At 65.9% G+C, this 12227-nt stretch carries 11 protein-coding genes; 7 read left to right on the top strand and 4 right to left on the bottom strand.

Going from position 1 to position 12227, the window contains the following annotated elements; genetic code table 11:
- Positions 1–188: helix-turn-helix transcriptional regulator (locus VHB92_RS09030; RefSeq protein WP_325453419.1), on the bottom strand; the 188-nt coding region annotated here is incomplete at its 3' end.
- A 439-nt stretch (positions 189–627) separates the two neighbouring features.
- Between VHB92_RS09030 and VHB92_RS09035 the strand changes: the two genes are divergently transcribed.
- Entirely contained in the window at positions 628–1086 is a 459-nt protein-coding gene (locus VHB92_RS09035; RefSeq protein ID WP_325453420.1) for a hypothetical protein, read from the top strand.
- Positions 1087–1584: 498 nt separating this feature from the next.
- Here VHB92_RS09035 and VHB92_RS09040 read toward each other — a convergent pair whose 3' ends face one another.
- Positions 1585–3345, bottom strand: a complete 1761-nt coding sequence (locus VHB92_RS09040) for a hypothetical protein (RefSeq protein WP_325453421.1) — start codon at positions 3343–3345, stop codon at positions 1585–1587.
- Positions 3346–4148: 803 nt separating this feature from the next.
- Between VHB92_RS09040 and VHB92_RS09045 the strand changes: the two genes are divergently transcribed.
- From VHB92_RS09045 to VHB92_RS09055, 3 genes are all read left to right on the top strand, one after another.
- Positions 4149–4490, top strand: coding sequence for a pilus assembly protein (locus VHB92_RS09045; RefSeq protein WP_414653087.1), 342 nt, complete (start codon positions 4149–4151; stop codon positions 4488–4490).
- A 97-nt stretch (positions 4491–4587) separates the two neighbouring features.
- Positions 4588–4995, top strand: coding sequence for a hypothetical protein (locus VHB92_RS09050; RefSeq protein ID WP_325453423.1), 408 nt, complete (start codon positions 4588–4590; stop codon positions 4993–4995).
- Between the two features lie 134 nt (positions 4996–5129).
- Positions 5130–5534 (top strand): pilus assembly protein TadG-related protein, encoded by a 405-nt coding sequence (locus VHB92_RS09055; RefSeq protein ID WP_325453624.1) that lies wholly within the window; start codon positions 5130–5132, stop codon positions 5532–5534.
- Positions 5535–5712: 178 nt separating this feature from the next.
- Here VHB92_RS09055 and VHB92_RS09060 read toward each other — a convergent pair whose 3' ends face one another.
- Positions 5713–7077, bottom strand: a complete 1365-nt coding sequence (locus VHB92_RS09060; RefSeq protein ID WP_325453424.1) for a right-handed parallel beta-helix repeat-containing protein — start codon at positions 7075–7077, stop codon at positions 5713–5715.
- Between the two features lie 75 nt (positions 7078–7152).
- Positions 7153–8445, bottom strand: a complete 1293-nt coding sequence (locus tag VHB92_RS09065; RefSeq protein ID WP_325453425.1) for an MFS transporter — start codon at positions 8443–8445, stop codon at positions 7153–7155.
- Between the two features lie 217 nt (positions 8446–8662).
- Here VHB92_RS09065 and prfB point away from each other — a divergent pair, with 217 nt between their 5' ends.
- The 3 genes from prfB (at position 8663) to ftsX (ending at position 12204) form a co-directional block, all read left to right on the top strand.
- Entirely contained in the window at positions 8663–9772 is a 1110-nt protein-coding gene (prfB, locus tag VHB92_RS09070) for a peptide chain release factor 2 (protein WP_325453426.1), read from the top strand.
- 138 nt (positions 9773–9910) lie between these two features.
- Positions 9911–11293: a cell division ATP-binding protein FtsE gene (gene ftsE, locus VHB92_RS09075; RefSeq protein ID WP_325453427.1), complete on the top strand. Its 1383-nt coding sequence runs from the start codon at positions 9911–9913 to the stop codon at positions 11291–11293.
- Positions 11290–12204: a permease-like cell division protein FtsX gene (gene ftsX, locus VHB92_RS09080; RefSeq protein ID WP_325453428.1), complete on the top strand. Its 915-nt coding sequence runs from the start codon at positions 11290–11292 to the stop codon at positions 12202–12204. Before ftsE ends, ftsX begins: the two co-directional genes overlap by 4 nt.
- Positions 12205–12227 lie beyond the last annotated feature (23 nt).

Here is a 12227-nt window from a genome sequence, read left to right on the forward strand (position 1 = left end):
GGAGGACGGTCGAGTTTCTTGGATAGCAACGTGAGTTGCCGGTACGTCGGCTCGACTTCACCGGCTTCGAATGCCTCGACCTGGGCCGCGGAAACGCCAGCGGCCTTCCCAACCTCCACGGTGTCAAACCATGCGAGTTCCCGCGCCCAGCGCAACGTGTCCCCCTGAATGGGTACCCGTACGTTCACTCGCTCGCCTCCGCTACTCGTTGAGACTCTAGGGGAACCGAGCGACATGCCGCAGCCACCTTGTGCGACCAAAATGCGGGTCAACCTTACGTGGCGCACTCGTTAGAAGCGTCCAATTCTCCGGGTTCGCGACGGTGCAGGCGACAGGCTGCAGAGGTTCGAGAACCTTGTCGTCACGCTCAAAGACTCAATCGCGCAACAGGTGCCACCCACGCGCCATGCTCGAACGGCGGTCGGGTGTGCTGCGGGATCTCCAGTCATGTAGCTCAACGCCGATCCGGTTCGGTTGGGCAGTCGGCGAAGTGGCACGCGTCCCCGATATAGGTCGCAATGGCTGGGAGCCTCTGGTTGTCATACTAGAGGAATCCTCAGTATCAAACCACCGGCACTGGCTGGGTGTTCTTCAGGGACGCTTTGCGGCCGTCGCTAGATTGAGCGCATGAATGTAGGTGTCATCGGTGCGCTCGGCGTACTCGCGGGTGCGCTTCTCACCGTCGCCGGTGGCCTCATTGGAGCATGGATCCAGGGGCGGCGCGAGCATCGCAGATGGCTGCGCGAGCGACGCTACGCGGCGTTCGTGACCGTTCTTACGCTGATCAACCAGATGGAGGACATCGACGCCGATGTCCGTCGAGTACGAGAGGAAGCGATCGAACTTCCGACAGCGGCTCGCAAGGCAGAATTGGACAGTATCGAGAACCGCCTCCGCAAGGTGGCGGATGGGTTTCACGCATGCGCTGCCGAATTCACCGTGCTCGGGCCTGACTCGGTTGAGGGATCGCTGAACCGGGTGGCTTCAGCGATGAGGGGTCGCAAGGCCGTCGAGGAGGCTGTTGCGGCCAGAGGAGAACTCAAGTCGGTGATGCGTGCCACGATTGGGACTAGCCGTAAGCGCTAAACCGAGGCGTCACAAGCCTTCTTGATGGACTCGCCTTACAGACCCCGAGCGCCGCTGCCCGCTGTTCCGAGTGATCCTTGCACCCCCATGCACACGTGCGCTCCATTGAACTCGCATCCTCGCCCGCATAGAAAGACTTCTGGGCGGCAGATGAACGCTCAATTCTCCCCGAGGCGTCAGGTGGGCGCATGGCTCACCGGACCACGTGTTCCATGGACTAGCCGCGCGGAATAACTGACCGGGCGTCCACGCCCTTAGCCCCGAATCGGGCCGATGAATACGGGCTACGGTGCGATGGCGGTTCACGCGAGTGAATAACCGTTCGAGGCTCACGCTTGCTGCCAGTGAGGGCTGGTCCGGGCCGTGAGCTAGCCGAAGTGCCGTGAACTGACGCGCGATCCCGACCCCAGCTCATTGACGGAGTCGATTGAGCCGCGACAGACCGCTTGTCGGGCGATGATCCCGAAGCACCCGTCCCGTCGGAAACTGGGGGGCTATTCATGCCCAGCCAGCCCAGTTCCTGAGGAGAGTCCACAACCAACCAAGGACACTGTTGCCGCTGAGCTCCGATAGAAGGACCGTTGCCACGGCGACGACGAGGGACACTATGGCGACCCACAGGGCGATACGACCTAGCTTGAAGCTGTCCGCTGAGGCCCCCAGCGAGGCAACGGTCGAGAGGATATCGCGGTAGTCACGGTCGGCCGCGATCAGCCGAGCAAACTCTTTCTCCTGTCGCTCCTTGAGATCAGCGTTGTAATCGATCGGATCGTCAATTTTGCGTCCGGCTTTGCGATCCATCGCCTTATATCGAGGAGCGACGTTGTACGTGAACTGGGCATCACCGTCCCACCGCCAATTACGGCTCCAGAAGTCGCTCACGTCAGGCTGCACGCTCGACAGGTTCAAGCTCAACGTGAGGAAGCTCTTGCGAAGCTCGCGGAGAGCCCTCGGACGAAACTTGCCGTGCCTCGTGCTGGCACGATCTCTGAGCACCGCGTACTTCTTGCCAGTCACATGAAGAAACTCCGACACCGCCAGCATGACGAACAGATTGAACATGTTGTCAACGAGCCGAGAGGCGATTGCTCGATTCGTATCTGTACCCCCGTAACCGGCAAGCCCTCCTTCGCCCAGAGCCTTCACGACGGCGTCTCGTCTGCCCCATAGAGTCCACGTCGGTGCCTCACCCAGAGCCCCATGCATCCGACCGTCGAGCGGTGAGAGCACGAGCTTTGGCAGGTCCGGCGACGTTGCCTGGTAGTACTCGTGAGTGGAGATACCTAGCGCACGGTAGGCATCTTCGCGGGCGACCGCCTTTTCCCGAGACAAGTTCGCCGGCGGAGCGGTCGTCGGGTCAATCTTGTCGAATAGCATCAAGTCAAGCAATGGAAGTTGCTCTCCGTTCGATGTGAAGAATCCCGGCAGCTTGTCGGTGAGCCACTCCCGGGCCGCTGAGTGCAACTGCCTTCGCTTCGACTGAACCCGCCAGTACGCGGCTTCCTTCCGATTGAGAGACCTCCAGCGGGGCTTCCCCCGCATCAATATCGGCTCGTGCGTCTTGTGCCACTCGCCGTCGAGAGCCGTGGCCGCCTCGTCTGTGAGGTGAAACTCTGCAATGACCGCAGTCAAACTGGGACCGATCTGGACCGCTCGAAGCTCGATCATCGTGAACTCATCGGGCAACCTTGTACGAATACTGTCACCACCAGACAGCCAGTTCGAGTCCCAGTCCATGAGGTCGGCGAGCCGCCACCACATCAGCCCCGATGCCGCCCGAGCCTTGGATAGTTTCTCCCGATTGTTTCCATCGAGCGGCATGGTCAGGGGCTTCTTGTTCCAACCATTCCGATCGAGAGCGGCCTCCAGCGAGGGCAGCTCGGTCGGCGGGAACAACTCCACGAGCCAGATGCCCGCGACATTCACATGCTCGTCTTCGGCAACGAAGATGTTCCTGAGCCAGTTTTCCCGACTCCATACCTTGTTACGGTCATGCTCATTGAAGGGGATGAGCCAGCTAAGCCCTCGCCAGACGCGCGTGCCGAACGCTCGCGGATAGAGCCTTCGCCGCCAGCCCGTACCAAACCAGTACAGGAACCGATAGGGCCAGTCGTACCAGCGATAGCCGTTGCCGAGTTCCGGCACCAAATCGTATGCGTCGGAGACGTCCTTGTGAATTTGAGTCTCCGTGGGCTCCCTTGCCGGACGCGGCTTTCGACGCCGCTGGCGATACTGTTCGCGTTCACCGAGATCCGCCATAGCCGCTACTCCTCGTTATCGCATAACCCGCAAAGTCCCCAGATAGAGCGAGATCGCTCATCGCTGGCGGGAATCCGACCATCACCGCATTCGTAAGCGGGGCGTCCGCGTCTCCGCTGGCAAGTTGCAGTTCCATCATGATGCAGCCCCTGTCTGCCGCGAGCTTCAGCAGGTTCTTGGACTGCTTGGTCGGGTGCGCGATGCCGTTGGAGGTCAACGCACCAAAGATGGCTCTTGTAAGCCCGGCAAGCGCAGCCCACCGCTGCCGTTCGCGTCCGGAACGTCGCGAATCCATGGGACAACGACACTCGCGACAATCGAGGCTGCCGGACCAATAGAACGCCTTGTCAGCGCCGCGGTTCCGGTATTCACGCATCGCACCCTATCGGCCGAATTCGGCGGACCGCCGCCCCCTGTGCGAGGGCCGATCGGCCCTCGCCGGCGACACTCGGACACAAAATCCCAAGCGCCGCCGAACCCGCTTGTGTGTGCGTTCCTCGCACGCACACGCATACGCGCGCACGCGGCTACGCACGCACTCCATTCAATTCGTCCGCTCACCTCGCATCGAGGCGCTTCCTGAGCACGTAGACGAGCGCCCACCGCTCCATCCATCGCGCCGCCGTTGCCGTCGTTTGAACTAATTCCCCACTAATAAGTACAACTAATCTCGTCATCATCATCTGGGGCTTGGCGGGTCCGGCGCTGAGCGGCGTCTTCCAGCAGGCGATCGATCGCGTCACGTCATTCTGACCGTGACCGGGTGGCGTGATGATCGGGGCTCGGCACCGGCGGAGTTCGTCATGGTCGGCGCGCTCCTCACCGTGCTCACAGTCGCCGTGCTGCAACTGGGACTCGCGCTCCTCGTGCGGAACACCCTCATCGACGCGGCGGCCGAGGGCGCGCACATCGCCGCGCTCGCTGACAACACGCTCGCCGACGGAAGGCAGCGCACCAGGGACCTCATCGGCTCTGCTCTGGGAGACGGGTACGGCCGAACCGTGTCTGCCGCCTATGGAAGGTACCGAGGAGTGCCGTCCGTCACGGTCACCGTCCGCGCCCCGTTGCCGGTGGCAGGTCTCCTCGGTCCGGACCACGCGCTGGAGGTGAGCGGCCATGCTCCCGTGGAGACGCTCGGCCGGTGACGACAGCGGCGTCGCGGGATCGAAGCGAGGAACGGCTCCCGGCGTCCATCATGGCGGGATGACGCGGAGGCTGGCGTCCGAGCGAGGTACGGCTGCGTTGGAATTCGTCACGGCCGGTCTGATCCTGTTGGTGCCGACGGTGTATCTCATCGTGGCGCTCGCCGGCATCCAGGGCGCCGAACTCGCCGCAGCGGGGGCGGCGCGTCAGGCAGCAAGGGTCTACGTGCAAGCGGACGACGAGGCGGATGCCGCGGCGGAGGCGTCGGCGGCGGTCGCCTTCGCCCTCGCCGACTTCGGACTGCCGAAGGACGCCGCCGACGTGCGCGTCGACTGTTCGCCGAAGCCGGATGCCTGCCTCACCCGTCTGGGCATCGTCTCCGTCACCGTCCGGGTGCGAGCGCCGCTTCCGCTCGTGCCCGACGTGCTCGATCTGCGCCGCGACGCGTCCGTCACCGTGCAGGCGGCGAGCACGAATCGAGTCTCACGACTGTGGGGCGCCCGTTGATCGCCCTGAGTGGCGTGCGAGCGGGACGACTCGCTGGCAGCTCTCCTCAATGGCAAGCGTTAGAGCGGACAGGCGTCCCGCACGCCGACCGGTGGCGGGCGAGTTCCACACGTCTCCGGGAGGAGACCGGATCCATCCTTCCGCTCGTGGCCTTCTACGCGTTCCTCTGCCTCGTGCTCGTGTTTCTCGTGTCTGCCGTGACGTCGCTCTACCTGGATCGGGAGCGCCTGTACTCGGTGGCCGACGCCGCAGCGCTCGCAGGAGCCGAGGCGTACGACCTCGCCGCCGTGCAGGTGGTCGAGGGCCATCCGAGACCCGTACTGGAGAGTTCGTCCGTGCGGTCGGCGGTGTCGGACTTCCTCGCAACCCCCGTCGCGGGCGGAATCGAGGGGCTCGAGGTCGAGCAGGCAATCAGCTCGGACGGCCGCAGCGCGACGGTGCGCCTGTCCGCGATGTGGCGCCCACCTGTGGTGTCGATGCTGGTTCCGGCCGGGCTGCGCATCGGCGTGACCTCCACAGCGCGCAGCGTGTTCTGGTGAGGCGAAGCCCGCGGTGTGCGCTGTGCGGAGTGCGCTGTGTGGCTGTGCGCTCACGCCGTCGGTTCTCGGACCCGTGCACGTGGCAATCAGTGCACTTCGCAATCAGTGCATGTGCCGATCAGTGCTCATTGATCAGTGCCCATTGATCGGTGCACGTGGCGGTCAGTGCCCATTGCCATCAGTGCACGTTGCGGCTGCGTCGGATGGCGTACAGCACGCCGCCCGCGCAGACGACGAGCAGAAGGGACACACCGACGGTGACGAGAACGGAGCCCAGCGCCGACGGCAGATCGATCCCGGACGGACCGCCGCCTTCGCCGTGGTCGGCGCTCGCCGGGGCGGTCGCGGGGGGAGTGGTCGGGAGGGCCTGCCCGCCCGCTACGGAGCTGCTCGGCGCCGTCGAGCCGGAGAACGACTGCCGTGTCGAGGGGGAACCGCTCCCGCAGTTGTCCGCCCGATACGAGACCAGGAGCTGCGGGTCGGTCACGGTCGCTCCGCCCCCGTCGTAGCCGTGGTCTGGAGCCCGGGGTCCGCAGCCGCCGAAATAGTCGCCGATGCTGGCATCCACGGTGCCGCCGGCAGACGGCGACGCGTCGATCGCGGCACCCCTCACACCGGAGAACGTGCTGCCGATTACGATCACCTCCGCGCTGATGGCACCCGCATCGATCTGCAGACCGGTCGCGAAGTGGGCGAAGTCCGTGTCTTCGATCGTGACCATCCACGAAGGCCCGGCCACCGCCGACAGCCGGATCGCTGCCGCATCGCCGCTTCCTTCGCCGGAAGGATTGAGCCGCGCGATCTCGGAAGCCCGGCTGTCGCTGATGAACACGGCGGGCCCGCGCGCGCCGATCACGATCGTGCCGTGCACCACGGCATTCGTCACCGAGGTCAGCGAGACGGCGGTGCCGACGCCGGTGAACGTGTTGGCATCCACGAGCGGCGCCGTCGTGCCGTCGATGGCGACTCCGGTGGCGACGCTGTCGAACATGTTACTCAGCATGGTGAGACCGTCGGCTCCACTGGCCGCGACACCCGTCGATGAGCGGCCCGCGGCATCGCCTCCGAGCAGCGCGTCGCCTTGAAGGTAGGCGTCCTTCGCATGGTCGAGGACGATGCCGGTCTGGCATTGCAGCACGGGAGAGTCCACGATGCGCACATGATCGGCGGTCACGCGGATGCCCTGCGAACCGGCGCCTTCCGCGCACGAGATCGCCACCGAATCCACGGTGACGCCGTCGGCGGTGATCGAGATGCCCGTTGTGCCCTTGGGTGCGTCGATCGTCGCGCGGTCCCCGGTGAGGGTGAGCGCCTTGTCAACCCGCACGTCACCGCGGTAGCGTCCGGGGCTCAACACGATCGTGTCGCCCGCCCCGGCCTGTGCGACCACGGCGTTCAGGTCGTCGCCCGGACGCACGACGAAGCTCGTGGCCGCGTGGGGAACGGCATCCGCGGCCGCGCCGGGCTCCGGAGCGATCGTGAGGGCAGAGCACAGCGCCACGACGACCACAGCGAGTGCGAACGGCTTTGTCTGCACAGGCACGCCACCTCCTGCCAGAGGACTCGCCTCCAGAATGCGCTTGCGGCCGCAACGCGACAAGCGGCAGGATGCTGAGCCTCAGCCGCCAGCGAGCACGCGCTTGCGCGGCACGTACTTCGGAACGTAGCGCACGAGCATCCCGGCGCCGATCAGCCCGAGCACCCCCATCGTGACGGATGCCGCCGCGAGCGAGAACAGCGCGGTGACGCCGGAGACAAGCAGCGGAGCGCCCGCCTGACCGACATCGTTCGTGAAGCGCCACGCCCCGAGGAACGGAGCGGGGTCCGTTCGCGGAGCCAGGTCGGCACCGAGGGTCATGAGGATGCCGCTGCCCACCCCGTTCGTCACCGCCATGGCGACCGCGACCACCGTGAACCAGGTCTGGTCCATCACGAAGGCGAGCGCGATGTGCGTGATGCTCAGCCCCAGCATCGACGGCAGTGCCGACCAGAGTCGTCCGAAGCGGTCCATGATCTGACCAGAGGTGTAGAACAGCGCGAAGTCGACGGCGCCGGCGATGCCGATGATGAGCGCCGTGTTGGCCGCAGGGAGCCCGATGGCGACGGCGGCGAGAGGCAGAATGACGGTTCTCGACGACCGCAGGGCCGAGATGAGCGACGCGCACGTGCCCATGCGCAGCAGCACGGCCCGGTTCGTCCAGATGGTTCGGAACAGTCCAGCGGTGCGCTCTCTCGCCTCCTCGCGGCCGACATCCGGAAGCGCGGTCGCTCCTGTCGCCACCATGGTCTCGGACCTGGCGCCGTTCGCGCCTGCCGTGGTCGTCGCGACGATCTTCTCGGTGGGATCCGGCACCACGATGAGCACGACGGTCGCGGCGAGACACATCACGATGTGCACCCAGAACACGGCGTGAGGGTTGCCGAACAGGGCGATCACGCCGGCGCTGATGAACGGGCCGACGAACCAGCCTCCGCGGAAGACACCGCCCAGGGTCGACAGCGCCCGCGCGCGGTAGCGCTGGGGCACGTATCCCGTCATGAAGGCGTGCCTGGCCAGCGCGAAGACGCTCGTGGCGAGGCCGATCAGGAAGACGCCGATCGTCAGCATCAGATCGCCGGGCGCGAGTAGGCAGATGACCAGCCCCACGATGCAGAGGAGCGCCGATCCGATCATCGATCTGCGCTCGCCGAACCGCGACACGACCCAGCCGCTCGGGATGTCGCCGATCATCTCACCGACCATGATCATGCCGCCGATGAAGCCCGCCAGAGCAAGCCCTGCCCCGAGGTTGTGCGCGAGCACGGGGATGATCGGGATGACGGCGCCCTCGCCGATCGAGAACAGCGCCGTGGGCAGGAACGCGGCAAGGGCGATGTCGCGGATGCTGAAGGGCGCGTCGCTCGAGGTCATGGCGCGTCCCAGCCTACGGCGTTGGTATACCAACTCGTGCCGCCCTGAACCCGCCCTGAACCCGCTCTGAACCCGCTCTCAGGCGGCTGGGTGCGAGCGGCGCCCACCCTTCGCACCTCTGTTGTTCGCGGCTGCGGCGCTCGGCGGCTCAATCGGCTCGGCCTTGACTGCTCGCATTCAAGGCACTCACCTCAATCGCCATTAGGCTTGGGCGGTCATGATCGAACTGGACCTGAGCGCACAGATCGCCGACGCGCGCGCCACTTTCGCCGACATCCGCGCGGTCGTCGACGTGGAACGGCTGCGTGCCGACATCGAACGGCTGAGCGAGGAAGCCGGCGCGCCCGACCTGTGGGACGACCCCGAGAAGGCGCAGAAGGTCACCAGCGCACTCAGTCACCGCCAATCCGAGCTGTCGCGACTGAACAACATCCAGCAGCGCCTCGACGACCTCGAGGTGCTCGTGGAGCTCGCCAACTCCGAGGGCGACGACGAGTCCGCCGACGAGGCCCGCAACGAGTTGCAGGAGCTTCAGAAGACGATCGGCGAGCTGGAGGTGCAAACCCTTCTCGACGGCGAATACGACGAGCGGCCCGCTGTCGTCACCATCCGAGCGGGCGCGGGCGGTGTGGATGCCGCCGACTTCGCCGAGATGCTCCTTCGCATGTACCTGAGGTGGGCGGAGCAGCACGGATACTCTGCTCGCGTCATGGACACGAGCTACGCGGAGGAGGCGGGCATCAAGTCCGCCACGTTCGAAGTGGATGCCCCGTACGCGTTCGGCACGCTCTCCGTGGAAGCCGGAACGCACCGTCTGGTGCGGATGAGCCCCTTCAACTCGGCAGGCAAGCGGCAGACCTCGTTCGCGGCCGTCGAGGTGATCCCGTTGATGGAGGAGACCGAGTCCATCGACATCCCGGAGAGCGACATCCGGGTGGACGTGTTCCGTTCGTCGGGTCCTGGGGGTCAGTCGGTGAACACGACGGACTCCGCCGTGCGCATCACGCACCTGCCGACCGGCATCGTGGTGTCGATGCAGAACGAGAAGTCGCAGATCCAGAACCGTGCGGCCGCCATGCGGGTGCTCCAGTCCCGCCTGCTCCTGTTGCAGCACGAGGCCGAGGCTGCGGCGAAGAAGGAGCTCGCCGGCACGATCACCGCGAGCTGGGGCGACCAGATGCGCTCCTACGTGCTCGCGCCGTACCAGATGGTGAAAGACCTGCGCACGGAGCACGAGGTGAACAACCCGCAGGCCGTGTTCGACGGCGACCTCGACGGGTTCATCGCTGCAGGCATCCGCTGGCGCAAGCAGAAGCCGGTCGACTGATCGGTCGCCGCGGCGCGTCCGCATGTCGACGGAGGCGCGAGTGTCGGCAGCGGCGAGCGGATTCGGCTTTCGGCTCCCTCGAAGTGAGGTGAGTCGCTGGGTCGCATGCGGGTGGCGAGTGCTTAGGCTGAGCGGGTCATGATCCGATTCGACCACGTCAGCAAGAGCTACAAGGGAACCTCCCGTCCAGCCCTCGACGACATCACGACCGAGATCCTCCGCGGCGAATTCGTGTTCGTCGTCGGTGCATCCGGCTCCGGCAAGTCCACGTTCCTGCGCCTGATCCTCCGAGAGGAGCGTCCTACGCGGGGCAAGCTGCACGTGCTCGGACAGAACCTCGGGAGCATCTCGAACCGCAAGGTGCCGTACTTCCGCCGCAACGTCGGCGTGGTCTTCCAGGACTTCCGCCTGCTCACCAACAAGACCGTGTTCGACAACGTCGCCTTCACTCTCCAGGTGATCGGCAAGTCGAAGGGATTCATCCACGAGGCGGTGCCCGACGTGCTGGCGATGGTAGGCCTCGAAGGCAAGGCGCACCGTTTTCCCCACGAGCTCTCCGGCGGTGAACAGCAGCGCGTCGCGATCGCCAGGGCCGTCGTGAACAAGCCGCAGATCCTGCTGGCGGACGAGCCGACGGGCAACCTCGACCCTGCAACGAGCGCAGGCATCACCGCCGTGCTCGAACGCATCAACGCCGCGGGCACCACCGTGCTCATGGCGACGCACGAGGCGGGGCTCGTCGACCGCATGCAGAAGCGCGTCATCGAGATCGTGGGCGGCAAGCTCGTTCGCGACGAGCGGCACGGCGGCTACGGGTTCACGGCTGCCATCCCCGTGCTCGACCCTCGTGAGGACGCGCAAAGCCACGAGGCCGCTCGCGCGGCATCGGTGGCGGCGCCGGCTGAGCAGGCGGTCGCGGCATCCGGCATCGATGCCGGCCGTAGGCTGGCGGATGCCCCGCCCGTCGAGCGGAGCACGTCCAAGCCCACCCGCGCCGAGCGCAAGGAGGAGAAGAGGGCGGCCAAGCACGCGTCTCGCCGCGGCTCCGACCGGCACGCCGCAACGGTCACGACGGTGGCGACCGGTGCTTCCCAGGCCCAGGTGCCTCCCGCAGCGGTCCCCGAGCCCGCCGCAGCGACGCAGCCGGCCGCTGTGGCAGCCCAACCGCCTGCGCAGCAGCATCAGGTGGCTCAACCCGTGCAGACGACACCGCTCGTCGCGGCACGACCCGCGCAGTCGGATGAGGCGCAGGGACGCCCTGCCGCCCCGCCGCCTCCGCAACAGGGCGAGCGGCCGCGCGTGGAGCGGGAGCCGGTAGCGGCAGCGGTGCCGCGCGACGCATCCGCCCGGCCCGAGTCCGTGCTCGACGGCCATTTCGCGAACCCGCCGACGGCACCCGTTCGCCGGTCGGAATCCTCCGACGTCGCCGAGCTGACACTCGCCGAGCGTCTCGGTCTGCGCGCGCCGGGCAAGCACGACCATGAAGACGACTCCAACCAGGATGTGGGGCCGGTGTCATGAGATTCGCACTCGTCTTGTCCGAGGCAGGAAGCGGCCTCAAGCGCAACCTCTCGATGGTGATCTCCGTCGTGCTGGTGACGTTCATCTCGCTCACCTTCGTGGGCACGGCCATCCTCATGCAGATGCAGATCGGCCAGATGAAGACGTACTGGTACGACAGGGCCCAGGTCGCGGTGTACATGTGCACCGAGACCGACGTGAGCACGACCTGTCAGGGGCAGGATGCCACCAGCGACCAGATCGCGGCGGTCAAGGCCAAGCTGTCGTCGTCGGCCCTGGCGCCGTTCATCGAGAAGTTCTACTTCGAGAACCACAAGCAGGCGTACGCCGACTTCAAGAAGCAGTTCAAGGGCAACCCGGTTGCGGACTACGTCACGCCCGAACTCCTCAATCAGACGTTCTGGATCAAGCTGAAGAACCAGACGCAGTCGGATGTCATAGCCCAGAGTCTGAGCGGTGTGGCGGGCGTGCAATCCGTGACGGATCAACGAAGTTATCTGGACCAGATCTTCCGCATCCTCAACGCGGCGAGCCTGACCGCCATCGCCATCGCCGTCGTCATGCTCGTCGCGGCGGCGCTGCTCATCGCCACCACCATCAGGTTGTCCGCGTTCTCCCGAAGACGGGAGCTCGGCATCATGCGGCTGGTGGGGGCCTCGAATGGATTCATCCAGACCCCGTTCGTGCTCGAGGGAGTTCTGGCGGCGCTGATCGGCTCGTTGCTCTCGGTGGGCGCCGTCTTCGCGATCGTCCAGTTCTTCGTGCGCGGCTACCTGTCGCAGAAGATGCAACTGACGTCGTTCGTCGGACTGGACAGCGCCTGGATTGTGGCCCCGATCCTCGTGGTGGTGGGCATCGGACTGGCCGCGCTCGCGTCGAGCGTCGCGATCAGGCGTTACCTCCGCGTCTGACGCGGCGTACCCGCCCGGCCGCG

It is taken from the genome of Humibacter sp. (genome assembly GCF_035547335.1).
GTDB lineage: Bacteria > Actinomycetota > Actinomycetes > Actinomycetales > Microbacteriaceae > Humibacter.

Excerpts from the sequence above, each read along its gene's own strand:
- VHB92_RS09035 (WP_325453420.1), top strand. The coding sequence starts at position 628 with ATGAATGTAGGTGTCATCGGTGCGCTCGGCGTACTCGCGGGTGCGCTT.
- VHB92_RS09065 (WP_325453425.1), bottom strand. The coding sequence starts at position 8,445 with ATGACCTCGAGCGACGCGCCCTTCAGCATCCGCGACATCGCCCTTGCC.
- VHB92_RS09045 (WP_414653087.1), top strand. The coding sequence starts at position 4,149 with ATGGTCGGCGCGCTCCTCACCGTGCTCACAGTCGCCGTGCTGCAACTG.
- prfB (WP_325453426.1), top strand. The coding sequence starts at position 8,663 with ATGATCGAACTGGACCTGAGCGCACAGATCGCCGACGCGCGCGCCACT.
- VHB92_RS09040 (WP_325453421.1), bottom strand. The coding sequence starts at position 3,345 with ATGGCGGATCTCGGTGAACGCGAACAGTATCGCCAGCGGCGTCGAAAG.
- ftsE (WP_325453427.1), top strand. The coding sequence starts at position 9,911 with ATGATCCGATTCGACCACGTCAGCAAGAGCTACAAGGGAACCTCCCGT.
- ftsX (WP_325453428.1), top strand. The coding sequence starts at position 11,290 with ATGAGATTCGCACTCGTCTTGTCCGAGGCAGGAAGCGGCCTCAAGCGC.